The 24,683-nt window shown below is 67.6% G+C and carries 20 protein-coding genes; 12 read left to right on the forward strand and 8 right to left on the reverse strand.

Features of this window, described 5'->3' with window-relative positions; translation table 11 throughout:
- Positions 1 to 225 precede the first annotated feature (225 nt).
- The 3 genes from KVT39_RS34215 to KVT39_RS34225 all read right to left on the reverse strand — a co-directional run bounded on the left by KVT39_RS34215 (position 226) and on the right by KVT39_RS34225 (position 2,684).
- The gene (locus KVT39_RS34215; RefSeq protein ID WP_105393455.1) at positions 226 to 597 is read right to left on the reverse strand and encodes a nuclear transport factor 2 family protein; all 372 of its coding nucleotides are present in this window, start codon (positions 595 to 597) and stop codon (positions 226 to 228) included.
- 102 nt (positions 598 to 699) lie between these two features.
- A complete protein-coding gene (locus tag KVT39_RS34220; protein ID WP_217591145.1) occupies positions 700 to 1,299 on the reverse strand; it encodes a hypothetical protein in 600 nt (199 codons plus the stop codon).
- 380 nt (positions 1,300 to 1,679) lie between these two features.
- Positions 1,680 to 2,684 (reverse strand): AraC family transcriptional regulator, encoded by a 1,005-nt coding sequence (locus KVT39_RS34225; RefSeq protein WP_217591146.1) that lies wholly within the window; start codon positions 2,682 to 2,684, stop codon positions 1,680 to 1,682.
- 144 nt (positions 2,685 to 2,828) lie between these two features.
- Here KVT39_RS34225 and KVT39_RS34230 point away from each other — a divergent pair, with 144 nt between their 5' ends.
- Genes KVT39_RS34230 through KVT39_RS34240 form a run of 3 tightly spaced genes read left to right on the forward strand, consistent with a single transcriptional unit; the run spans position 2,829 to position 6,486 of the window.
- Positions 2,829 to 4,496, forward strand: a complete 1,668-nt coding sequence (locus KVT39_RS34230) for an acyl-CoA synthetase (RefSeq protein WP_217591147.1) — start codon at positions 2,829 to 2,831, stop codon at positions 4,494 to 4,496.
- A gap of 13 nt (positions 4,497 to 4,509) precedes the next feature.
- Positions 4,510 to 5,277, forward strand: a complete 768-nt coding sequence (locus KVT39_RS34235; RefSeq protein ID WP_034184959.1) for a 3-hydroxyacyl-CoA dehydrogenase — start codon at positions 4,510 to 4,512, stop codon at positions 5,275 to 5,277.
- A gap of 18 nt (positions 5,278 to 5,295) precedes the next feature.
- The gene (locus tag KVT39_RS34240) at positions 5,296 to 6,486 is read left to right on the forward strand and encodes an acetyl-CoA C-acetyltransferase (protein WP_034184958.1); all 1,191 of its coding nucleotides are present in this window, start codon (positions 5,296 to 5,298) and stop codon (positions 6,484 to 6,486) included.
- Positions 6,487 to 6,595: 109 nt separating this feature from the next.
- Here the strand turns inward: KVT39_RS34240 and KVT39_RS34245 are convergent, their stop codons facing one another.
- Complete coding sequence (locus tag KVT39_RS34245) at positions 6,596 to 7,288, reverse strand: TetR/AcrR family transcriptional regulator (protein ID WP_034184957.1); 693 nt, start codon at positions 7,286 to 7,288, stop codon at positions 6,596 to 6,598.
- 356 nt (positions 7,289 to 7,644) lie between these two features.
- On the opposite strand from KVT39_RS34245, the gene KVT39_RS34250 reads away from it, so the two are divergent.
- The 8 genes from KVT39_RS34250 to KVT39_RS34285 all read left to right on the forward strand — a co-directional run bounded on the left by KVT39_RS34250 (position 7,645) and on the right by KVT39_RS34285 (position 18,202).
- Entirely contained in the window at positions 7,645 to 8,925 is a 1,281-nt protein-coding gene (locus KVT39_RS34250) for a Zn-dependent hydrolase (RefSeq protein WP_217591148.1), read from the forward strand.
- 127 nt (positions 8,926 to 9,052) lie between these two features.
- On the forward strand, positions 9,053 to 10,390 hold the full coding sequence (locus tag KVT39_RS34255) for an NAD(P)-dependent oxidoreductase (protein WP_217591149.1): 1,338 nt from the start codon (positions 9,053 to 9,055) through the stop codon (positions 10,388 to 10,390).
- Between the two features lie 70 nt (positions 10,391 to 10,460).
- Positions 10,461 to 11,768, forward strand: coding sequence for an NAD-dependent dihydropyrimidine dehydrogenase subunit PreA (gene preA / locus KVT39_RS34260; protein ID WP_217591150.1), 1,308 nt, complete (start codon positions 10,461 to 10,463; stop codon positions 11,766 to 11,768).
- Positions 11,769 to 11,868: 100 nt separating this feature from the next.
- Positions 11,869 to 13,377 (forward strand): NCS1 family nucleobase:cation symporter-1, encoded by a 1,509-nt coding sequence (locus KVT39_RS34265; protein ID WP_217591151.1) that lies wholly within the window; start codon positions 11,869 to 11,871, stop codon positions 13,375 to 13,377.
- A gap of 65 nt (positions 13,378 to 13,442) precedes the next feature.
- Positions 13,443 to 14,900, forward strand: coding sequence for a dihydropyrimidinase (hydA, locus tag KVT39_RS34270; protein WP_217591152.1), 1,458 nt, complete (start codon positions 13,443 to 13,445; stop codon positions 14,898 to 14,900).
- 152 nt (positions 14,901 to 15,052) lie between these two features.
- Entirely contained in the window at positions 15,053 to 16,327 is a 1,275-nt protein-coding gene (locus tag KVT39_RS34275; RefSeq protein ID WP_034184951.1) for a NupC/NupG family nucleoside CNT transporter, read from the forward strand.
- Between the two features lie 38 nt (positions 16,328 to 16,365).
- On the forward strand, positions 16,366 to 17,682 hold the full coding sequence (deoA, locus tag KVT39_RS34280; protein ID WP_217591153.1) for a thymidine phosphorylase: 1,317 nt from the start codon (positions 16,366 to 16,368) through the stop codon (positions 17,680 to 17,682).
- A 130-nt stretch (positions 17,683 to 17,812) separates the two neighbouring features.
- Positions 17,813 to 18,202, forward strand: a complete 390-nt coding sequence (locus KVT39_RS34285) for a cytidine deaminase (RefSeq protein ID WP_152859319.1) — start codon at positions 17,813 to 17,815, stop codon at positions 18,200 to 18,202.
- Positions 18,203 to 18,251: 49 nt separating this feature from the next.
- Here KVT39_RS34285 and KVT39_RS34290 read toward each other — a convergent pair whose 3' ends face one another.
- The 4 genes from KVT39_RS34290 to msrB form a co-directional block, all read right to left on the reverse strand.
- The gene (locus KVT39_RS34290; protein WP_105393468.1) at positions 18,252 to 19,364 is read right to left on the reverse strand and encodes an aromatic ring-hydroxylating dioxygenase subunit alpha; all 1,113 of its coding nucleotides are present in this window, start codon (positions 19,362 to 19,364) and stop codon (positions 18,252 to 18,254) included.
- A gap of 221 nt (positions 19,365 to 19,585) precedes the next feature.
- A complete protein-coding gene (gene msrA / locus KVT39_RS34295) occupies positions 19,586 to 20,329 on the reverse strand; it encodes a peptide-methionine (S)-S-oxide reductase MsrA (protein WP_217591154.1) in 744 nt (247 codons plus the stop codon).
- Between the two features lie 86 nt (positions 20,330 to 20,415).
- Positions 20,416 to 22,290, reverse strand: coding sequence for a cytochrome c biogenesis protein DipZ (locus tag KVT39_RS34300; RefSeq protein ID WP_175748154.1), 1,875 nt, complete (start codon positions 22,288 to 22,290; stop codon positions 20,416 to 20,418).
- 35 nt (positions 22,291 to 22,325) lie between these two features.
- The gene (msrB, locus tag KVT39_RS34305) at positions 22,326 to 22,862 is read right to left on the reverse strand and encodes a peptide-methionine (R)-S-oxide reductase MsrB (RefSeq protein WP_217591155.1); all 537 of its coding nucleotides are present in this window, start codon (positions 22,860 to 22,862) and stop codon (positions 22,326 to 22,328) included.
- Between the two features lie 681 nt (positions 22,863 to 23,543).
- Here msrB and KVT39_RS34310 point away from each other — a divergent pair.
- Positions 23,544 to 24,245: a competence protein CoiA gene (locus tag KVT39_RS34310; RefSeq protein ID WP_217591156.1), complete on the forward strand. Its 702-nt coding sequence runs from the start codon at positions 23,544 to 23,546 to the stop codon at positions 24,243 to 24,245.
- Positions 24,246 to 24,683 lie beyond the last annotated feature (438 nt).

Here is a 24,683-nt window from a genome sequence, read left to right on the forward strand (position 1 = left end):
TGTGAAAGTAGGTAATCGTCAGGCTCCCTAAGCCAGAAACCCCCGCCCGAAAGGCGGGGGTTTTTGCATTGGCGCGGACAAAATGCGAGGCGGTCGGGCAACGGATTGCATGCTCCGTCATCGCATCAACGGCAATCCTGCTCACGACCGTCGGTCTCGGTCACTTCGGTTCTCTCGAGCGCGATACGGTGAGCTATTTCGCCTCCCTCTCCCATCTGGCGATGGTTACATGATTTGCGACGCATGCCCGGCGACGACGCGCCAGCCGGCGCCCGATCGACGCCACAGGCGCGTATAGGCAAATGTGCCGTCGAACGCAGCGCCGTCAAAACGGCCGGCAAGTGTCGCCTTCGTCGTGGTCAGGATCATCTCGCCGATCTCGCATGCCCGCGTTTCGAGGAAATCGAGTCTGTCGAGACGCAGCAGCTTCGCGCGATGCGTGGACAGATCGTCCTCTTTCGAGATGACCTGGCCGGTCGGAACGGTGAACACCAGATCGTCGTCCAGCAACGCATCGAGCGCGTCGACATCGTTGGCCAGCATCGCAGCACGAAGCGCGGTTTCGTAGGGTTCGATGACTGTACTGATTGCATCCATCTCGGGACCTCTCACCATCTCTGAAGGTTTGTGGTTCCGCTCATCGGCGGTGACCTGTTGCAGCACGCAACGCGTTCCAAACACAGCGGCGACGGCAAGAGCCTACCGCGCGTTCGACAGCGATTGACGTCGAACCAGCATGATCAGGCAGATGCCGATCGACGCGATGATGTTGACGGCCGGATAGAACGCGACCGCAATACTCCACGTGCTCAGTGCCAGCAACGCCAGCGCGTACTTGAGCACGCACAGCGCGAAATACGCGACGCTCTCGCTCCACGGATCGCGGATCGTCTTGCGGACGGTCGGGCCGAGACCGGCAAGCTCGATCAGCGTGACCAGGCAGATCGAGACCGTCGGATCGTCGGTTAGCATCCAGAGCGGAATGGCCGAAAGGGCTGCGCACAGGAAAAACCAGTCGATGCCGGTCCAGCCGCGTTCGCCGCGAAAAATGCTGGCGACCAATGTCAGGAAGCACGTGACGGCAATCGCCGCCGTGCACCACGCGGAGGGCCCCGCACCCGCGACGAACTGGCCGGCGGCCGCGATCGCCGTGACGACCGACCACACGAACCACGTGAACAGATGCGGACGAACGGTGCGCCGGTAGATCGCGAGCGCGTACGGAATCGCTGCCAGCAAAGACACGGCAGTTCCGATAACGCCAAAGAACGAAGCGGCACCCTGATCGACACTCACCATCGACGCAATCTTGTTCGCGCGGGCTGACCAGTATGTGGCCGGAAGGACCGGGGCGCAATGTCGCGCCGGGCAGCGCCGCGGGCAGTTGCGCGGTGCATCGCACCGGAATGCCGATGCCGGCGACCGATGCGGTCAAACGCAAACAAACCCAAACAAACCCAAACAAACGGCACAGGGATCGTGAAGCAGCTGGAGCACCCACTGCATGACGGCCGAATGAATAGAAATAACCTAGTATCGGCGCGGGGGCGGTGGTGGTTTGTCGGTCGTTTGCCGTCGCATATCGGTCGCGGATGGCAGCAAGAGGTTCGCATCGTATCAGCGTGGTGTGGCGGGATATCCGTATCCGCTACGTACGACACGCCTCCTCGGCGTGCGATTCAAGGTTCCGGATTCGCCGCATGCACGTCGCGCCGGAACGCGCCGGGGCTCGTGCCCGTCCATTTGCGGAATGCGCGATGAAATGCGCTCGGCTCGGTGAAGCCGAGCTCGGCCGCGATCTCCGCGACGCTGAGTGCGTACCCGCGCAGCAGCGACTGGGCCAGCGCGCCGCGCAACTCGTCCTTGATCGCAGCGAAGCTTTGTCCTTCACTGCGCAAACGCCGCCGCAGCGTCGCGGGCGTCGTGCCGAGGCGCACAGCCAGCGAATCGAAGTCGGGCCACTCGGCGGCGGGCAGCGCCTTCAGGTGCGCGCGCGTCTTCGCAACCCAGCCCGTGTCGTGCCGGTAGCGGACCAGCAGGTTGCCGGGCGCTCCGCGCAGGAAAGTCTTCAGCGCCTGCGCGGAGCGGATCGTCGGCAGTGCGAGATAGGCGGCGTTGAACGCGAGCCGGCTGTCGGGGCGGTCGAAATGCACGGGCACGCCGAAGAACTGCTGATAGTCGCTGCGCTGGTCGGGGCTCGGGCACGCGAAATCGATGCGCTGCAGCGGGATGCGCCGGCCGGTCAGCCAGCACGCGACGCCGAGCAGGATCAGCCAGAACGTCCGGTACGCGAATGCCGGATACGGCGCACCCGATTGCGTCAGCACGATCTGCGCCTGCCCGTCGGCCACGACGAGCTCGCCGTGCGGCTCGTCGAGCACCACGCGCAGGAACTGCAGCGCCCGCCGCAGCGCCTTGTCGAGCGTGCCGGCGTGCAGCACCGCGTGGCACAGCAGCTTGAAGCTGCCTTGCCGCATCGGGCGCGCGGCGAGCCCGAAGAATTCGTCGTCGATCGTGCCGGCGATCGCGAGCCACAGGCGGCCGTATTGTTGCGGCGTGACGGGCTCGCACACGATGGCCGGCAGGCCCGCGGCGCGCAGCACGGGCGCGGTCGCGATGCGTTGCCGGCGCAGGCACGCGAGCGCGTCGTCGACGAAATCCGGTGAAATCATCTGCGGCCCCATTTTCCTGTGTCCTCCCGACATGGCAAAAGCGATCACGATTCTAGATTCTGTTTGTCATTGATTGCAATGTGACGGCTGTCTACTATCGATGTATCCCCGTCGCGCCGCTGGCTCGACGGCGGTCATAACGCACAGGAGACACGCATGCCTGATGGAGCAACCGCCCGGGCGGTGCCGGCCTACGCCGACGCCGTGGCCCGGTTCAGTATCGAGACCGCCGCCGCGCATCTGCACGGCGACCTGGAGCGCGGCCTGAACGCATGTGTCGAATGCTGCGACCGGCACGCATCGGCGGACGCGATCGCGCTCGACTGGATCGATGCGGGCGGGCAGCACCGCCGCTTCACGTTCGCGCAGATGCGGGCGCTGTCGGCACGCGTGGCGAACCTGCTGGTCGCGCAAGGCGTGAAGCCGGGCGACGTGGTGGCCGGCCTGTTGCCGCGCACGCCCGAGCTCGTCGCGACGATCCTCGGCACGTGGCGCGCGGGCGCCGTCTATCAGCCGCTGTTCACCGCGTTCGGCCCGAAGGCGATCGAGCACCGCCTGCGGATGAGCGACGCGCGCCTGGTCGTGACCAACGTCGCAAATCGCGCCAAGCTCGACGAGATCGCGGATTGCCCGCCGGTTGCGACGGTACGCGCGCCGGGCGAGTCGCTGTCGGAACGCGACATCGATTTCCGCGCGGCGCTCGACGCGCAGCCCGACACGTTCGAGCCGGTGCTGCGCAAGGGCACGGACCTGTTCATGATGATGTCGACGTCGGGCACGACAGGTTTGCCGAAGGGCGTGCCGGTGCCGCTGCGCGCGCTGCTCGCGTTCGGCGCGTACATGCGCGACGCGGTCGACCTGCGCGAAGGCGACCGGTTCTGGAACATCGCCGATCCGGGCTGGGCGTACGGCCTCTATTACGCAATCACGGGCCCGCTGTTGCTGGGCCACGCGACGACGCTCTACGAGGGCGGCTTCACGGTCGACAGCACGTACGACGTGATCGAACGGCTAGGCATCACGAGCCTCGCCGGCTCGCCGACCGCGTACCGGATGCTGATGGCAGCCGGTACGGAAGCAGCGGCGCGCGTGAAGGGCAAGCTGCGCGTGGTCAGCAGCGCGGGCGAGCCGCTGAATCCGGAAGTCGTGCGCTGGTTCGACGCGGCGCTCGGCGCGCCGATCTACGATCATTACGGCCAGACCGAACTCGGGATGGTCGTGAACAATCATCACGGCCTCGCGCACGTCGTGCATGCCGGCTCGGCCGGCCTGGCGATGCCCGGCTATCGCGTCGCGGTACTCGACGAAGCGAGCCGCGAGCTCGGCCCCGGCGAGCCGGGCAACCTTGCGATCGACATCGCGCGCTCGCCGCTGCTGTGGTTCCACGGCTACTGGCAGCAGGACACGCCGGCGATCGCGGACGGCTACTACCGGACCGGCGACAACGTCGAGCTGGAGCCGGACGGCACCGTGAGCTTCATCGGTCGCGCGGACGACGTGATCACGTCGTCCGGCTACCGGATCGGCCCGTTCGACGTGGAAAGCGCGCTGATCGAGCATCCTGCCGTCAGCGAAGCCGCCGTGATCGGCGTGCCGGATCCGGAGCGCACGGAGATCGTCAAGGCGTTCGTCGTGCTGTCGAAGGGCTTCGACGGCACGTCGGCGCTGGCCGAGGAACTGAGCCAGCACGTGAAGCGGCGGCTGTCCGCCCACGCCTATCCTCGCGCGATCGACTTCGTCGACGCGCTGCCGAAAACCCCGAGCGGCAAGATCCAGCGCTTCGTGTTGCGCAAGATGGAAGCCGAGAAGGCCGCTCAACCCTGAATACGGACTGCTGATGAATATCAAGGATCGCGTTTTTCTGATTACGGGCGCCGGTTCGGGCCTTGGTGCCGCGGTAGCGCGCATGGTCGTCGCGGAAGGCGGCAAGGCCGTGCTGCTGGATGTCAATGACGATGCCGGTGCGAGCCTCGCGCACGAACTCGGTGCGGCCGCGCGCTTCGTGAAGACCGACGTGACGAGCGAGGCCGACGGGCAGGCGGCCGTGGCCGCCGCGCGCGACGTGTTCGGCCGCATCGACGCGCTCGTCAACTGCGCGGGCGTCGCGCCGGGCGAGAAGGTCGTCGGCCGCGACGGTCCGCACTCGCTCGACCGTTTCGCGCGCGCGGTGTCGATCAATCTCGTCGGCACGTTCAACATGATCCGGCTGGCCGCCGAAGCGATGTCGAAGCAGGATGCCGACGCGGAAGGCGAGCGCGGCGTGATCGTCAACACCGCGTCGGTCGCGGCGTTCGACGGGCAGATCGGGCAGGCCGCGTATGCGGCGTCGAAGAGCGGCGTGGTGGGCATGACGCTGCCGATCGCGCGCGAACTCGCGCGGTTCGGCATTCGTGTCGTGACGATCGCGCCCGGCATCTTCGCGACGCCGATGATGGCCGGCATGCCGCAGGACGTGCAGGATGCGCTCGGCAAGAGCGTGCCGTTCCCGCCGCGGCTCGGCCGCCCGGAAGAATTTGCGGCGCTGGTGCGCCACATCGCCGAGAACACGATGCTGAACGGCGAAGTCATCCGTCTCGATGGCGCGTTGCGCATGGCACCGCGCTGACACTGGAGGAAGCGAATCATGACGACTCAGGATCCGATCGTAATCGTTGGTATGGCGCGTACGCCGATGGGTGGTTTTCAGGGCGACCTGGCGGCGGCCAGCGCGAGCGAGCTCGGTGCGGTAGCGATTCGCGCGGCGCTCGAGCGCGCGAACGTGCCGGCCGAGCGTATCGATGAAATCGTGTTCGGCTGCGTGCTGCCGGCCGGGCAGGGCCAGGCGCCGGCGCGGCAGGCCGCGCTGAAGGCCGGGCTGCCGCTCGCGGCGGGCGCGACCACGGTCAACAAGATGTGCGGCTCCGGGATGAAGGCTGCGATGTTCGTGCACGACCTGCTGCTGGCAGGCTCGGCGGGCGTCGCCGTTGCGGGCGGGATGGAAAGCATGACGAATGCGCCGTACCTGCTGCCGAAAGCGCGCGCGGGGATGCGGATGGGCCACGGCCAGGTGCTCGACCACATGTTCCTCGACGGGCTCGAGGACGCGTATGACAAAGGCCGCTTGATGGGCACGTTCGCCGAGGATTGCGCGCAAGCGTACCAGTTCACGCGCGAAGCGCAGGATGCGTTTGCGATCGCGTCGCTGACGCGCGCGCAACGCGCGATCGCCGAAGGGCATTTCGTGTCGGAGATCGCGCCGGTGCCCGTGAAGGCCGGCAAGACCGAAGCAGTCGTGTCGATCGACGAGCAGCCGGGCAAGGCGAAGCTCGACAAGATCCCGACGCTGAAACCGGCATTCCGCGAAGGCGGCACGGTGACGGCAGCAAACGCATCGTCGATCTCGGACGGTGCGGCGGCGCTGGTGATGATGCGCCGCTCGGAAGCGGAGCGCCTGGGCCTCACGCCGAAGGCCGTGATCGTCGGGCATTCAACTTACGCAGACAAGCCGGGCCTGTTCGCGACCGCGCCGGTCGGCGCGCTGCGCAAGCTGTCGGAGAAAACCGGCTGGAACCTGCGCGACGTCGATCTGTTCGAGATCAACGAAGCGTTCGCGGTGGTGCCGATGGCCGCGATGCGCGATCTCGACCTGCCGCACGAGAAGGTCAACGTGCACGGCGGCGCGTGCGCGCTCGGACATCCGATCGGCGCATCGGGCGCGCGCGTGATGGTGACGCTGCTGGCCGCGCTCGAAACGTATGGCCTGAAACGCGGCGTCGCGTCGCTGTGCATCGGCGGCGGCGAGGCGACGGCCATCGCGATCGAGCGCATCGCGTAACGTGTAGCGCATAACACGCACGCTGCGACGCGGGCGACGGGTATCGCGCAGGAAACGCCTGCGTGGTGCTCGTCGCCCGTTTTTTATTCGGCGGCTCGCCGCGGTTGCGCTATGGCTGCGCGTTCGGCGACACCGCGCCGCACGCGCGTATCACGAGCTGCACGACCTGCTCGGTCTTCTCGTCGAACGCCTTCCGCGTGAACGCGCGCTTGCCGCTCAGCGCGCGGATCTGCGCATCGAAATCCGCATAGTGCTGCGTGGTCGCCCAGATCAGGTACATCAGGGCATGCGCGTCGATCGGCGCGAGCAGCCCGCGCGCGATCCAGCCGTCGATCACCTTCACGCGCGTGTCGAACCACGGCTTCACGCGTTGCGACAGGATGTCATGCATGTGCTCCGCGCCATGGATGATCTCGTTGGCCCAGACCTTCGAGCCGAGCGGGCGCCGCCGCGACAGATCCATCTTCGCGCGCACGTAGCCGCCGATCGCTTCCACCGGATCGTCGCTTGCCTCGAACGAGCCGGCCGCGCGATGCCAGTCCTCGAACAGGTCGTCGAGCACGCGGCGGTACAGCGCGAGCTTCGTCGGGAAGTAGTAGTGCACGTTTGCCTTCGGCAGGCCGGCGCGTTCCGCGATCATCGCGGTGCTCGCGCCGTCGAGCCCGCGCTCCGCGAACACGGCTTCCGCACAGGCGAGCAGATGCGCTTCGTTGGACTCGCGGATGTGCGCCTTGCGTCGCCGCAAAGGCGCGGACGTTTCTTCGCTGTCGGTCGCTTCGGCTGCCGCCTCGTCATGTCTCATCGTTACCCTCGCGCGGCGGGCATGCCGCGTTGGGCTTCATTCTAGCCGCTGATTCGTGTCGGACGCACGCGTGCGGACACTGCGCATCCGCAGCGATGCTGCGTTGCGATGGCACGTTTCTCGCTCTATCGAACCACGAAAGAAAGACATTGCCTTGGTCATTTTGATCGTCTAAAACCTGTCCAATCGGACAGGATTCGACGAGCAGCGCAATGCGGTTCCGGCAATTCGTCGGACGAACTTCGCGCACGACCGGGACATGCACCGCGCACGGGCGGGTATGCCCCGAAACAGGTATTGCACGCACCGGCGCAGACCGGTCCAACGACATCACCTACCCCACAGGAGCGATGCGAATGAACGCGGTATCGGAAACAGTGAAGCGGCCGGTCTTCGACCCGTCGATCAAGGTCGACGGCAAGCGGTTGTGGGACAGCCTGATGGAAGTCGCGAAGATCGGCGCGACGCCGAAAGGCGGTGTGTGCCGCCTCGCGCTGACCGATCTCGACAAGGCCGGCCGCGACCTGATCGTCGGCTGGGCGAAGGCCGCCGGCTGCACGGTGACGGTCGATACGATGGGCAACGTGTTCATGCGCCGCGCGGGCCGCGTGGCGGACGCGGCGCCGGTCGTCACGGGCTCGCACGCGGATTCGCAGCCGACGGGCGGCCGCTTCGACGGCATCTACGGCGTGCTCGGCGGCCTCGAGGTGATTCGCAGTCTCAACGATCACGGCGTCGAGACCGAGCATCCGGTCGAGGTCGTGATCTGGACCAACGAGGAGGGCTCGCGCTTCGCGCCCGCGATGGTCGCGTCCGGTGTGTTCGCGGGCGTGTTCCCGCTGGAATACGGGCTGTCGCGCAAGGACGTCGACGGCAAGACGATCGGCGAGGAGCTGGCGCGCATCGGCTACGCGGGCGACGTGCCGTGCGGCGGACGCAAGCTGCACGCGGCGTTCGAACTGCATATCGAGCAGGGGCCGATTCTCGAAGCGGAGTGCAAGACGATCGGCGTCGTGACCGATGCGCAGGGGCAGCGCTGGTACGAGATCACGTTCACCGGCCAGGAGGCGCATGCGGGGCCGACGCCGATGCCGCGCCGCCGCGACGCGCTACTCGGCGCGTCGCGCGTGGTCGATCTCGTCAACCGGATCGGCCTCGATCATGCGCCGTTCGGCTGCGCGACGGTCGGCATGATGCAGGTCCATCCGAACTCGCGCAACGTGATTCCCGGCCGCGTGTTCTTCACCGTCGATTTCCGTCATCCGGACGACGCCGTGCTCGCGAAGATGGACGCCGCGCTGCGCGACGGCGTCGCGCGCATTGCGGCCGGCATCGGGCTCGAAACGGAACTCGAGCAGATTTTCTACTACAAGCCCGTCGCATTCGATGCGGCGTGCGTGGCGGCCGTGCGTGACGCGGCCGATCGCTTCGGCTACTCGCACCGCGACATCGTGTCGGGTGCAGGGCATGACGCATGTTATCTGGCGCAGGTCGCGCCGACGTCGATGGTGTTCGTGCCGTGTGTCGACGGCATCAGCCACAACGAGATCGAGGACGCGACGCCCGCGTGGATCGAGGCCGGCGCGAATGTGCTGCTGCACGCGATGCTGTCGCGCGCATGCGAGCCGGCTTCATGACGAATCGACCGTAGCAGCCGGCAGGCCGCGCATCGCCTGACCGCAGGATTCCTCAGCATGACCGCCCCGACTGTGCATCCGCAGCCGGCGGGGATGGCTTTGTCTCCACCCAGTCGAAGGAACGCGTATGACCACCAAGCCAACCGGCGATATCGCCGCGCATCGCCTGTCGTCCACGCAACTCTCGTGCGAATTCGCCGATATCGCGCCGCTGCTCGATCCGACCGCGGCGGCGGCCGCTGCCAGCCGCTGCCACTACTGCTACGACGCGCCGTGCGTACAGGCGTGCCCGACGCAGATCGACATCCCGAGCTTCATCCGCAAGATCGGCAACGGCAACCTGAAAGGCGCCGCGACCGACATCCTGTCCGCGAATCCGCTCGGCGGCATGTGCGCACGCGTGTGCCCGACCGAGATCCTGTGCGAAGGCGCATGCGTGCGCAACCATCAGGATGCGCAACCGGTGGCGATCGGCGCGCTGCAGCGGCATGCGACCGACTGGGCGATGGCAACCGGGGCGGTACGTTTTACGCGTGCGCCCGATACGGGCCGCCATGTCGCGGTGGTCGGCGCGGGGCCGGCCGGGCTCGCGTGCGCGCACCGGCTCGCGCTCGCCGGGCACCGCGTGACGCTGTTCGACGCGCGCCCGAAGGCCGGTGGTCTCAACGAATACGGGATCGCCGCGTACAAGACGGTCGACGATTTCGCGCAGCGTGAAGTCGAATGGCTGCTGTCGGTCGGCGGCATCACGCTGAAAACGGGTGTTGCGCTCGGACGCGACATGACGCTCGACACGCTGCGCGAGCAGCACGACGCAGTGTTTCTCGCGATGGGCCTCGGCGGCGTGCGCGCGCTCGCGATCGACGGCGAGCAACTGGCCGGCGTGATGAACGCGGTCGACTTCATCGAGCAGGTGCGGCAGGCCGACGGGCTGGAGAACGTGCCGGTCGGGCGGCGCGTGGTCGTGATCGGCGGCGGCAATACGGCCATCGATGCGGCCGTGCAGAGCCGCAAGCTCGGCGCCGAGCGCGTGACGATGGTTTACCGGCGCGGCGTGGATGCGATGAGCGCGACGTGGGCCGAGCGCGAGTTCGCGCAGAAGAGCGGCGTCACGCTCGTCACGCACGCGAAGCCGGTGCGCATCGCGGGCGCGAACGGGCAGGTGACGGGCGTCGAGTTTGAAGCGGCATCGGGCGAGCGCTTCACCGTCGACGCGGACATGGTGCTGAAGGCGATCGGCCAGACGCTGGTGCCCGACGATATCGCGGCCGCGTTGCTGACGGCGGACGGCACGCGCATCGCGGTGGATGCGGACGGGCGCACGGCACTGCCCGACGTGTGGGCCGGCGGCGATTGCGCGGCGACGGACGGCATCGATCTCACGGTGCAGGCCGTGCAGGACGGCAAGCGCGCGGCCGCGTCGATCGACGCGGCGCTCGCGCTGCGCGACGCAAAGGCGGCATAAGCGCCCGCGCACGCATCCACCGCGCACGCATCCACTCCACGACAACGACCCCACTCTCACGGAGCCGAACATGGCCGACCTTCGCTGCACCATCGCGGGCATCACTTCGCCGAATCCCTTCTGGCTCGCGTCCGCACCGCCGACCGACAAGGCCTACAACGTCAACCGCGCGTTCGAGGCGGGCTGGGGCGGCGTCGTCTGGAAGACGCTCGGGCTCGATCCGCACGTCGTCAACGTCAGTTCGCGCTACGGCGCCGTGCAGTGGAACGGCCAGCGCATCGCGGGGCTGAACAACATCGAGCTGATCACCGACCGTCCGCTCGACGTGAACCTGAGAGAAATCGCGCAGGTGAAGCGCGACTGGCCGGACCGCGCGCTGATCGTATCGCTGATGGTGCCGTGCAACGAACGCGACTGGAAATGGATCCTGCCGCTCGTCGAGGATACGGGCGCCGACGCGGTCGAACTGAACTTCGGCTGCCCGCACGGGATGAGCGAGCGCGGGATGGGCGCGGCCGTCGGGCAGGTGCCCGAATATGTCGAGATGGTCACGCGCTGGGTCAAGGAAGGCACGAAGCTGCCGTGCCTCGTGAAGCTCACGCCGAACATCAGCGACATCCGGATGGGGTCGCGCGCCGCGTACAAGGGCGGTGCCGACGGCGTGTCGTTGATCAACACGATCAACTCGATCGTCGCGGTCGATCTCGACCACATGGCGCCGATGCCGACCGTCGACGGCAAGGGCACGCACGGCGGCTATTGCGGTCCGGCGGTCAAGCCGATCGCGCTGAACATGGTCGCGGAAATCGCGCGCGATCCGGAAACGCCGAACCTGCCGATCTCGGGCATCGGCGGCATCTCGACGTGGCGCGACGCGGCCGAATTCATCGTGCTCGGCGCCGGCAGCGTGCAGGTGTGCACCGCGGCGATGCATTACGGCTTCCGGATCGTGTCGGATCTCGCCGACGGCCTGTCGAACTGGATGGACGAGAAGGGCTACGCGACGCTCGACGACGTGCGCGGCCGCGCGGTGCCGAACGTGACCGACTGGAAATACCTGAACCTGAAGTACGACATCAAGGCGCGCATCGACCAGGACCGCTGCATCCAGTGCGGGCTGTGCCATATCGCGTGCGAGGACACGTCGCACCAGGCGATCACGCGCGAGAAGGACGGCGTGCGGCACTTCGAAGTGATCGATTCGGAGTGCGTCGGGTGCAATCTTTGCATGCATGTGTGTCCGGTCGAGCAATGCATCACGATGGAGCGCGTCGACTCGGGCGAGTACGCGAACTGGACCACGCATTCGAACAATCCGGCGCGCACGGATGCGGGGGCGAGCCCGGCGGCGCCCGAGAAGCACGCGAAGGCGGCCTGACCTGCGTCCGGCGGTGCGCGAGATCCGGCGCCGCCGTTTTTCGTTTCCGTGAGCCGGCATCGCGCGATGCCGGCGCTGACGTTTACGTGGAGTGCCTCCGATGAAGCCAGCAGCGACCCCCGCCGAACCCGACAGCGCCGCGGCGCCGGGCGGCAGCCTGTACAACGACGACCTCGCGCCGACGACGCCGGCGCAGCGCACGTGGAAGTGGTATCACTTCGCGGCGCTGTGGGTCGGGATGGTGATGAACATCGCGTCGTACATGCTCGCGGCCGGGCTGATCCAGGAAGGCATGTCGCCGTGGCAGGCGGTGATGACCGTGCTGCTCGGCAACCTGATCGTGCTCGTGCCGATGCTGCTGATCGGCCATGCGGGCGCGAAGCACGGGATTCCGTACGCGGTGCTCGTGCGCGCGTCGTTCGGCACGCAGGGTGCGAAGCTGCCGGCGCTCTTGCGCGCGATCGTCGCGTGCGGCTGGTACGGCATCCAGACCTGGCTCGGCGGCAGCGCGATCTACACGCTGCTGAACATCCTGACCGGCAACGCGCTGCACGGCGCGGCGCTGCCGATAGTCGGCATCTCGTTCGGGCAGTTCGCGTGCTTCCTCGTGTTCTGGGCGCTGCAGATCTACTTCATCCTGCACGGCACCGATTCGATCCGCTGGCTCGAAAGCTGGTCCGCGCCGATCAAGGTCGTGATGTGCGTGGCGCTCGTATGGTGGGCGACGTCGAAGGCGGGCGGCTTCGGTTCGATGCTGTCGGCGCCGTCGCAGTTCGCGGCGGGCGGCAAGAAGGCCGGGCTGTTCTGGGCGACCTTCTGGCCGGGCCTGACCGCGATGGTCGGCTTCTGGGCGACGCTCGCGCTGAACATTCCCGATTTCACGCGCTTCGCGCATTCGCAGCGCGACCAGATGATCGGGCAGTCGATCGGGCTGCCGCTGCCGATGGCGCTGCTGTCGGTGGTGTCGGTCGTCGTGACGTCGGCGACGGTCGTGATCTACGGCAACGCGATCTGGGACCCGATCGACCTGACGAGCCGGATGACGGGCATCGGCGTGGGCATCGCGCTCGTGATCCTCACGCTCGACACGATGTGCTGCAACCTCGCCGCGAATCTCGTCGGCCCCGCGTACGACTTCTCGAGCCTGTGGCCGAAGGCCATCTCGTACCGCACGGGCGGGATGATCACCGCGACGATCGCGATCGTGATGATGCCGTGGAAGATCCTCGCGACGACGGACGGTTATATCTTCACCTGGCTCGTCGGTTATTCGGCGCTGCTCGGGCCCGTCGCGGGCATCATGATGGTCGACTACTTCCTGATTCGCGGCACGCAGCTCGACACGCGCGCGCTGTTCGACGAGCGCGGCGGCTTCAGCTACGCGCGCGGCTGGAACCCGGCCGCGCTGGCCGCGCTCGCGGTCGGCGTGCTGCCGAACCTGCCCGGCTTCCTGCACACGGCATTTCCGGCGTCGTTTCCGAACGTGCCGGCGTTCTTCAACACGCTTTACACGTACGCGTGGTTCGTCGGCCTCGTGCTGGCGTCGGGCGTGTACGGCACCTGGATGAAGTGGCGCGCCGGACAGCGCGCGCAGATCGCGAGCGCATGACGCGTGCTGTGCATGTGACCCGAGCGCCGCATGCGGCACCCGACAGTCAACGAGGAGGCAACCAAATGGCAATCCTGATTCGCGGCGGCACCGTGGTCGATGCGGACCGCTCCTATCGCGCGGACGTGCTCTGCGCGGATCCGCAGGATGGCGGCACGATCCTGCAGATCGCCGAGAAGATCGACGCGCCGGCCGGCGCGAGCGTCGTCGACGCGCACGACCAGTACGTGATGCCGGGCGGCATCGATCCGCATACGCACATGGAACTGCCGTTCATGGGCACGACCGCGAGCGACGATTTCTACTCGGGCACGGCCGCCGGGCTGTCGGGCGGCACGACGAGCATCATCGACTTCGTGATCCCGAGCCCGAAGCAGCCGCTGATGGACGCGTTCCGCGAATGGCGCGGCTGGGCCGAGAAGGCGGCGGCCGACTACGGCTTCCACGTGGCGGTGACGTGGTGGGACGAGAGCGTGCATCGCGACATGGGCACGCTCGTGCGCGAGCACGGCGTGTCGAGCTTCAAGCACTTCATGGCGTACAAGAACGCGATCATGGCCGACGACGAGATCCTCGTGAACAGCTTCTCGCGTTCGCTCGAACTCGGCGCGCTGCCGACCGTGCACGCGGAGAACGGCGAGCTCGTGTTCCGGCTGCAGCAGGCGCTGCTCGCGCGCGGCATGACGGGGCCGGAGGCGCATCCGCTGTCGCGGCCGCCGGAAGTCGAAGGCGAGGCCGCGAACCGTGCGATCCGCATCGCGCAGGTGCTCGGCGTGCCCGTGTATATCGTGCACGTATCGTCGAAGGATGCGGTCGACGCGATCACGCGCGCGCGCAGCGAAGGGCTGCGCGTGTTCGGCGAAGTGCTGCCGGGCCATCTGGTGATCGACGAGGCCGTCTATCGCGACCCGGACTGGACGCGGGCGGCCGCGCACGTGATGAGCCCGCCGTTCCGCTCGGCCGAGCATCGCGAGGCGCTGTGGCGCGGGCTGCAGGCGGGGCAGCTGCATACGACGGCGACCGATCACTGCGTGTTCTGCGCGTCGCAGAAGGCGATGGGCCGCGACGATTTCACGAGGATTCCGAACGGCTGCGGCGGCGTCGAGGATCGCATGTCGGTGCTGTGGCATCACGGCGTGAATCACGGCCGCATCACGCCGAACGAGTTCGTGCGGATCACGTCGACGAACGCCGCGCAGATCTTCAACCTGTATCCGCGCAAGGGCGCCGTGCAGGTGGGCGCAGACGCCGACCTCGTCGTGTGGGATCCGGCCGCGACGAAGACGATCTCGGTGAAGACCCACCACCAGCAGGTCGATTTCAACGTGTTCGAGGGGATGACGGTGCAGGGCGTCGCGACGCACACGCTCACGCGCGGCGCGCTCGCGTGGGCCGACGGCGACCTGCGCGCGGTGCGCGGCGCGGGCCGCTATCTGAAACGCCCGCCTGCGGCCGGCTACTACGAGGCCGCGCGCATTGCGAACCGGCTGCGCGAACCGCATCCGGTCGAGCGCGCGGGCTGAACGGTGCGTGTCGCGCGGGGCGTGTCCGTTCGCACGGCACGCCCCGCATGCATTTCAGCGTGCCGACCGGGTAATATCCACCGACAGCGTTGCACGAACGTTCCCGGCGGCGTGCGGGACAGATCAATAACATTGAGAGAAAGGAGCACAAGGTGGATATTCTGCGCAGTCTCCTGGGTATGTTGTTCCTGCTGCTGGTTGCCTATCTGCTGTCGAACAACCGGCGCGCGGTGAGCGGCCGAACCCTGATCGCCGCGCTGCTCACGCAGTTCGCGATCGGTGCGCTGGTGCTGTTCGTGCCGTCCGGCCGCGCGGCGCTGGCAGCGGCCGCGAACGGCGTCAATCGCGTGCTCGACATGGGCAATCACGGCATCGCGTTCGTGTTCGGCGGGCTGGTCGACAGCCGGATGTTCCAGTTGTTCGGCGACGGCGGGTTCGTATTCGGCCTGCGCGTGCTGCCGATGATCATCTTCGTCACCGCGCTGATCGCGGTGCTGTACTACGTCGGCGTGATGAAGTGGATTGTCGCGATCCTCGGCGCCGGGCTGGCGAAAGTGCTCGGCGTGAGCCGTATCGAGGCGTGCTCGGCCGTCGCGACGATCTTTCTCGGGCAAAGCGAGATGCCCGCGCTCGTGAAGCCGTTCGTGCGGAACATGACGAGCGCCGAGATCTTCACGGTGATGGCGAGCGGCATGGCGTCGGTCGCGGGCTCGGTGCTGGTCGGCTATGCCGGCCTCGGCGTGAAGATGGAGTATCTGCTCGCCGCGTCGTTCATGGCGGTGCCGGGCGGGCTGCTGTTCGGCAAGCTGCTGTTTCCGACCGTCGAGCCGAGCCGCGTCGTGGTCGACGGTCTCGATTTCGACGACAAGCGGGCCGCCAACGTGATCGAGGCGGCGGCGTCCGGCGCGTCGGTCGGACTGAGAATCGCGATCAACGTCGGCGCGATGCTGATCGCGTTCGTGGGGCTCATCGCGCTGATGAACCTCATCGTCGGCGGCGTGGCCGCGTTCGCGGGCTTTCCGCAGGTCACGCTGCTGGGCATCCTCGGCCACCTGTTCGCGCCGCTTGCGTGGATCATCGGCGTGCCGTGGCACGACGCGGCGCTGGCCGGCAACTTCATCGGCGAGAAACTGATCTTCAACGAGTTCGTCGCGTACGGCGACCTGTCGCCGTACCTGAAGGGCAGCGAGCACGTCGCGGCGGCCGGCCTGCAAGTGCTCGACCCGAAGACGCTCGCGATCGTGTCGTTCGCGCTGTGCGGCTTCGCGAACTTCTCGTCGATCGCCATTCTCGCGGGCGGCTTCAGCGCGGTCGCGCCGGAGCGTCGGTCGGAAGTCGCCCGGCACGGCTTGCGTGCGCTGACGGCCGCGACACTGTCGAACCTGATGAGCGCCGCGATTGCCGGCCTGTTCTTCTCCCTGCATTGACCGTGCAGCGGCCACTGACCGATCGAGGAGATGCAACGATGTTTCTACCGCAGGAATTCATCCGCAAAAAGCGCGACCGGCAGCCGCTCGATCGCGACGAGATTGCCGCGTTCGTGCGTGGCGTGACCGACGGCAGCGTGACCGAGGGCCAGGTGGCGGCATTCGCGATGGCCGTGTATTTCAACGACCTGAGCGTCGACGAACGCGTCGCGCTGACGATCGCGCAGCGCGACTCGGGCGACGTGCTCGACTGGCGCGCGCTCGATCTCGGCGGACCCGTGATCGACAAGCATTCGACCGGCGGCGTCGGCGACGTCGTGTCGCTGATGCTCGGGCCGATGGTGGCCGCGTGCGGCGGCTACGTGCCGATGATCTCGGGGCGCGGGCTCGGCCACACCGGCGGAACGCTCGACAAGCTCAGCGCGATCCCCGGCTATGACGTGACGCCCGATACGGATGCGTTTCGCCGCACGGTGCGCGACGTCGGCGTCGCGATCATCGGGCAGACCGCGCGGCTGGCGCCGGCCGACAAGCGCATCTATGCGATTCGCGACGTGACGGCGACCGTCGAGTCGGTCGCGATGATCACCGCGTCGATCCTGTCGAAGAAGCTCGCGGCAGGACTCGACGGGCTCGTGATGGACGTCAAGGTCGGCTCCGGTGCATTCATGCCGACCGTCGAGCAATCGGCGGAACTGGCCCGCAGCATCGTCGACGTCGGCAACGGCGCCGGCATGAAGACGACCGCGATCCTCACCGACATGAACCAGTCGCTCGCACCGTGCGCGGGCAATGCGCTCGAAGTGGCGTGCGCGATCGACTACCTGACCGGCAAGTCGCGTCCGGCCCGGCTGCATGAAGTGACGATGGCGCTCTCGGCACAGTTGCTCGTCACCGGCGGGCTGGCAGGCGATGCCGCGCAGGCGCGCGCGATGCTGCAACAGGCGCTCGACTCGGGCGCGGCGGCGGAACGCTTCGCGAGAATGGTCGTGGCGCTCGGCGGCCCCGCGGACTTGATCGATGCACCGTGGCGTCATCTCGCGCGGGCCGCGGTGATCGTGCCGGTTCCGGCGCGCGCGAGCGGCGTCGTGCAGCGGGTCGACTGCCGTGCGCTCGGGCTGGCGATCGTCGCGCTCGGCGGTGGCCGCACGCGCGCGGCGGATGCGATCGACACCCGTGTCGGCCTGTCCGCGCTCGCGGAGATCGGGCAGCGCATCGAGGCCGGCCAACCGCTCGGTTGCGTGCACGCCAGCGACGCCGCCGCGGCGGCGCGCGCGGTGGACGCGGTCCAGCGCAGCTACGTGCTGGGCGAAACGGGCGATGCGCCGCCGACCATTTACCAGCGGATCGGCTGACCGGCCGCCGGTGCCGGCACGGCGGGTGCGTGCGGGCGTCGGCGGCCGCTTCACATCACGGGACGTATCGTGCGCGCCGGGATGCGGCTGCGTCGATGCATCCCGGTACACCACCGGAGGCATCATCGAGATGGAACGAGACGAATTGCTCGAACAGGCAAAGGCGGCGCGCGAACGCGCGTATGCGCCGTATTCGCGCTTCAAGGTCGGCGCGGCGCTGCAGGCGCGCGACGGGACGATCTTTCACGGCTGCAACGTCGAGAACGCGTCCTACGGACTGTGCAATTGCGCGGAGCGCACGGCGATGTTTTCGGCCATCGCCGCCGGCTATCGTCCGGGGGATTTCGCGCGGCTCGCGGTCGTCGGCGACACGGACGGCCCGATCGCACCGTGCGGCGCGTGCCGTCAGGTGATCATCGAGATCGGCACACCCGACATCGAAGTGATCCTGGGCAACCTGAAAGGCGATGTCGAGGTCACGACGGCACACGCGTTGCTGCCGGGCGCGTTCCGGTTGTAGCGGAGCGCGCCGCGGCGAGCCTGCGCGGTCGTGCGGCGCGCCGCGCGTATCACGCGCCGTCGCGTGCTTCGCGGATCGGGATCACGGTGCGGCCGCCGCATTGGCGCAGCAGGTCGCGCAGTTCGTTGATGACCGGAAACACTTCGTGGTTCCAGTCGGCGCCCTGGCGATCGTGCGCTTCCTGCTCGCGCTCGACGATCCAGCGATCCTCGCGGAAGATGCGCTCGGTGAACCAGACGAGCAACGGCCACGCGAGATCGAGCGCGAACGGGATGCCGGGCTTGTGGATCGACAGCAGTCCGAACGTGCGGTTGGTGCGTTGCTCGGCGTCGAGCGGCACGTAGACGATCCACAGGTCCATCACGAGCGTGCCTTCGCTCGAACGGATCCGCAGCGTCTGGTACGGGTAGCCGGTGCGCACCGTCATCACGCTCTTGTCGGACTGGTCGGCCGGCTTCTTGCTCGCGCCGAACACGAGCGCCTCGCCGACCGGCTGCTTGCCTTCCATCCGCGCGAACGTGTAGTCGACCTCGACCCAGTCGTCGCCGCGGCGACGGCCCACCGAGCGCGCGCGCATCTGCCCCATCTGCTTGCGATGCAGGAACTGATGGTTCATGTCCATCAGGTTCTCGTGCATGAACGAGTAGTGGCACTTGACCTCGCGGCCGAAGCGGCGGGTCTTGTACGCGGGGTTGTCCGCCGATTCGAGCGCGGGGAACGGCCGCGTGTCGGCGAGCGTCGCGTCGCCGGGAAACACGAAGATCAGCCCGTGCGCTTCGCGGCACGGATACGCGCGTACGCCGTTCGGCAAACGCTCGCGGCCGAGGTAGGGCACGTCGACGCAGCGGCCGCTGTCGCACGCGTAGGTCCAGCCGTGATAGCAGCAGCGCAGCGTTTCGCCGCTCACGACGCCAGCATGCAGCGGCACCTGGCGGTGCGCGCAACGATCTTCGAGCGCGTACACGGCGCCCGATTCGGTGCGCACGAGCACGATCGGATCGCCGGCGAAGCGCACGCCGAGCGTCTTGCCGCGCTTGAGCTCGCGCGACCACGCGAGCGGATACCAGTGATCGGGGTGAATGGGCACGCGGCGCAGATCGCGCACGAGCGCGCCGGACGATTCTTCGAGGGTGCTGCTGTCAGGCAAAGGCACTGCGAGCATGCGTGACGTCTCCTGGCTGGGCAGAAAGTCCGGGCGCCGCAAGAAACGGCGGGGATCTTGAGAAGTCTACGCGAAGTTGCCCGATGTGGCGGACGCGATGCGGGTTTGCCCCGGCATGACGGCCGGGGTTTCGTTGATGCGGCGCAAACCGGGCCGCAGGCGGTGCGCGCCCGCCCCGGCTGCGCGGCGGGCGGCAACCCTGCCGCGCGGCCGGCTGCCGGTCACGAGCCCGCATCGCGCCACAGCACCGCGTCCGTGCGGTACAGCGCCGGGAAGCGCTGCTTCAGCCCGGCGACCTTTGGCAGGTCGTTGAACGCGATATACGGCGCGTCGGGATGCAGTTCGAGGTAGTTCTGGTGATAGGCCTCGGCCGGATAAAACCCCTTGTATGCCTCGACGCGCGTGACGACGGGCGCCGGAAACACGTGCGCGCTGCCGAGCTGCGCGATATACGCGGTCGCGACCGCGCGTTGCTGCGCGTTGGTCGGGAAGATCGCGGACCGGTACTGCGGCCCTTCGTCGGGGCCCTGCCGGTTGAGTTCGGTCGGGTCGTGCGCGACCGAGAAGAACACCTGCAGCAGCCGGCCGTACGTGATCTGCGTCGGGTCGTAGACGATGCGAACCGATTCCGCATGCCCGGTCAGCCCCGAGCCGACGAGTGCATAGTGCGCGGTTTCGGATGCACCGCCTGCATAACCCGCCGTGACCTGCTTCACGCCCTTCACGTGCTCGAACACGCCCTGCACGCCCCAGAAGCAGCCGCCGGCGAGCACGGCCGTTTCGTCGTGCGATGCGCCGGGCGTTTCGTCGAGCGTCGGCGCGGGCACGGTGCGCATCGGCTCGGCGGAATTGACGATGCGCTGGAAGCCGAACACGGCGGTGGCCGCGACGGCGATGGCGCCGATGCGGCGCAGCATCGCTGCGCGCCGTCGTGGCGCGGAATCGCGGGTGGGTGTCGGGTTCATCGTTTGCTCCTTCGGAATGCGTTGTGGAAGACGGTGCTCGGGTGGCGGCGTTGCCCGCGTGCGGCGCCCGCGTGCGGCGCTCGCGTTCAACCGAATGTGAATGCGTACGCATCGACGCCGGGATCGAGAAATTCGATTGCGAACGTGCGGTCTGCGATCGCGCCGGGCTGCCGGACGAGCTGGTACAGGCGCTGCCCGGTGACGGTGCCGTAGCCCTGCGCGTCGACGTCGGCGCCGTGCGCGGCACCGGGCGCCGCGCCGTCGAGCGTCACGCGAAAGCGCACGGGCTGGCCGTTCGCGCCCGGGCCGAGCACGAGGTGCAGGTCGCGCGCATGGAAGCGGTAGACGATCCGGCCGGACGGCGCGGCGAGCGACGCGCGCTCGGCGCCGACCTGCCAGGTGCCGGCGAGGCCCCAGTCGTTGAGACCGGGGCGCGCCGGCGCGTCGTAGCGATGCGCCGCGTCGCGCACGACGCCGCCCGGCGACGAGAAATCTTCCGCACGCGCATAGCCGACATAGGTTTCGGGCGAGCGGACGTCCGCGGCGTCCGCCGCCGCGAGCGCGCCCTTCGCGGGCGCACCGGCCAGCCCGAGCGGCACGTTCAGCGCTTCCGGATGGCCGGCTTCGGCGAGCAGCGACTGGATCGCGCGTTCCGACTGCGCGTATTCGCCTTCGCCGAAGTGGTGATGGCGGATGCGCCCTTGCGCGTCGATGAAGTAGTGCGCGGGCCAGTATTCGTTGCCGAACGCGCGCCAGATCGAATAACCGTTGTCGATCGCGACCGGGTAGTCGATGCCGAGGTCGTGCACGGCTTTCTTCACGTTGCCGATGTCGCGCTCGAACGCGAACTCCGGCGCGTGCACGCCGATCACGACGAGCCCGTACGGCGCGTACTTGCGCGCCCACGCGTTGGTGTACGGCAGCGTGCGCAGGCAGTTGATGCACGAATAGGTCCAGAAATCGACCAGCACGACCTTGCCGCGCAGGCCGGCCGCCGTCAGCGGCGGCGAGTTCAGCCACTGCACGGCGCCGTCGAGCGACGGCAGCGTGCCTTCGACGGGCAGCGCGGACGGCTTCACGTCGGCCGCGCGCATCATCGCGCTGCCGGCCGTCGCACCGCCGCCGGACTGCGCGCCATCGGCAGTCGCGGCCATCATCGCGCCGCCGCTTGCGTTGCCGGACGCGTTGCCTGCCGTATTACCCGTGGCGGCTGTCGTTGCGGGCGCACCGTTCGAGCGCCCGCCGAGCCGGTCGACGAGCTTCGTCTCGAGCCCGCCCGTCGTGACGGTCGACAGTTGCGCGAGCGCACCCGTATCGAGGCCGAGCGCGATCGCGCCGACGCCGGCCAAGAGCGCCGCGCCGATCCCGCGCCGGATCCATTCGCCGGCGCCGAGCGAGCGCTTCATCGCGGCGAACACCTTGCCGCCGATCACGAGCGCGACGGCGAGTGACGTCGCCGCGCCGGCCGCATACGCGACGAGCAGCAGCGTCGTGCCGACGTTCGCGCCGCGCAGCGCGGCGCCGGTCAGCACGAGCCCGAGGATCGGGCCCGCGCACGGCGCCCACAGCAGGCCGGTCGCGACGCCGAGCAGCAGCGACGACGCGGGGCCGGCCGGGCGGCCGTCGCGCTGCGCGAGCCCGGTGAGCCGGTTGCCGGCGGCGACGAGCGGGCGCGTCAGGTGTTCCGCGAAACGCGGCATCAGCAGCGTCAGGCCGAACACCGCGAGCAGCACGATGGCGATCCAGCGGCCGGCCTGGTTGGCCTGCGCGACCCAGCCGCCGCCGACGGCGGCGAGCGTCGCGACGACGGCGAACGTGAGCGCCATGCCGGCCAGCAGCGGCAGGCCGGTGCGCACGAACGGCTGGTCGGCGCGCGCGAACACGAACGGCAGCACGGGCAGGATGCACGGGCTCAGGATCGTGAGCACGCCGCCGAGATAGGCAAGGACGATGAGCAGCATGGTGCGTTCTCCAGTCGGTCGGGAGCGGGGCCGGATCAGGCGGCGGCCGGGTGGAAGGCGAGCGCGAGCCCGTTCATGCAGTAGCGCAGGCCGGTCGGCGGCGGGCCGTCGTCGAACACGTGGCCGAGATGGCCGCCGCAGCGGCGGCAGTGCACTTCGGTGCGGACCATCCCGAACGACACGTCGGCGTGGGTCCCGACCGCGTGGTCGAGCGGTTTCCAGAAGCTCGGCCAGCCCGTATGGCTGTCGAACTTGGTGGCCGACGAGAACAGCGCGAGGTCGCAGCCGGCGCATGCGAACGTGCCGGGCCGGTGCTCGTCGTTCAGCGGGCTGCTGTACGGCCGCTCGGTGCCGGCTTCGCGCAGGATCGCGAACTGGGCGGGCGTGAGCCGGCGATGCCATTCGACGTCGCTGAGCGTGATTTCGAAAGGGGCGGCCATCCGTGGGGCTGCCGGCGGCGGCGCGGCGAATGCGCGGCCGACCAGCGCGCGGCGGCCGGTGGACGACAGCGCCGCGAGCGCGGCGAGGCTGGTGGCGCCGGCGAACAGCAGCAGATGTCTGCGGGTGGGCATGATGGGCTCCTGGAAGCAGGTCCTGAAAACATGCGCCTATCGTAGGCAGCGGCCGGTGTCGAAGTCCTCACGGAAAGTTAAATGATTTGTGATGTCTGGGTGTTCCGTCGAGGCGCGCTGAAATCCGTCGAAGCTCCAGCTGGCAAGGGCCTTCGAGCGGGTGAGCCGCAGATGCTTACCGAGCACCTGTTCGCGCCGCGATTTTTAGTGTCTTTTTAGTGTTCGTCGAGTGGCGCGGCGAATCGGGACTTTGGTTTGCCGATCGAATCGGACTGAGACACGAGCGTTGTTTGACTGCGGTCGCGAATCACATCGAGCGTCTGATGCGCATTGATAGACGGATGAATTTGCAAGCTATCGCGACCGACGCGTGGTGCGCGTGTGGACGCGGACGTTTGACAGTTTCTACGTAGAAACTTCAAGAAGCGAGTTAGGACGTGCGCCGTTGTGCAGTGAAATGGCGACGCGATGCGCTCCGCCGAGGTGGTCCATTCATAGGCAGGATCCGGCGGAATGAAGGGGAACATAGTAAGGACTATGTTCCCCTTCATTTCGGGACATAAGCGATGGTCGAGGGGGCGGCGGGCGCTCACGCAACTAAAGTTGTGTCTAAATTCCAACTAAAGTTGTGACGCGCCCGGGCACCGTGCTCAGGGCACCCACATTTCACCGATCACCGTCATGACACAAGCAGCCTGGACCCGCGACGGGCATCCCGTAGACGCGGCCGCGTTCTCGATCCGCGAGTGGGATCAGCTCAAGGAGTCGACGCAGCTCGGCGACTTCCTGCTCCCGTGCTGCAAGGCGCCGGCAGTGCTCAAGACGAGCATCAACGGCTTACCATTCTTCGCTCATCTGGCGGACGAGTGCGCCACTGCGCCGGAGACCCAATGGCATAGGTCCGGCAAAGCCGCCGTCCTCGCGGCACTGAGCGGCATGGGCATCGCGGGCGCCGAGGAAGTGCCGGGGTCATCGCCAGGCGGCGACAGATGGGAGGCGGATGTGCTCTTCTCAGTCGCCGGGCGCACCATCGCGATAGAGCTGCAACGCTCATACCAGCACCTGCGCGATTTCATACGCCGGCAGGAGCGGTACGTCGCCTCAGGTGTCGAATGCTACTGGCTCGTCCGCCACGAGACTTTTCTTACGTTGTGCAAGTCGACAACACGCCTGCTGCTCAAGCGTGATTTCGGAAACGTGTTCCCGCAGGAAGGCATCGGGACCGGCATGCTGCCTGAATTGCCGGTCGCCATGTTGATGAATACTGACAGCGAGCAACAGGTCTTGTTTGGGGGCATGAAAAAAGCGACAGTCACGACGTGGCTGGCCGGAATCCTCGGCGGCACCTACCAATACCGGGGCGGCTCATGGAACTTGGGTTGAATGCCCGACGGAGGCAGCGCATGCATGGAACAAGTTGGTCGCCGAGAATCGCTAGTGCGATTGGCCAACTCTGTCCGAGTAGCGACACCGCGAAACCGGTTGGCCAATAGTTCGCTCGCTGCTGTTTTCCATCGTTCAAACCAGAGAGGCCGTTCCCCGAGCGGTAAGGTCTCTTAGAACCGAGGTCGTTGCAACATGGCTTTTTCTAGCAAACAGGCGGTAGATATTCTGAAGTCCTTTGGCTTCACCGGGGGGAGTTCCGTCTTCGAGCTGAGCCCGAGTAAGAACGGCGAAGGCTTAGTGCAGGCGAGGGTCCCGATATTGACGGAAGGCTACATGCATGACGTCTCTGCGACTCCCTTTGTTCTCGTCTCCCGGTCAGCGCTTACTCGTGGTGGGAGGGGAATCCCAGTCGGGTCTACGTACTGCTTCGAAACA

The organism is Burkholderia sp. GbtcB21, assembly GCF_019091065.1.
In the GTDB taxonomy this organism is placed as follows: Bacteria; Pseudomonadota; Gammaproteobacteria; order Burkholderiales; family Burkholderiaceae; genus Burkholderia; species Burkholderia pyrrocinia_C.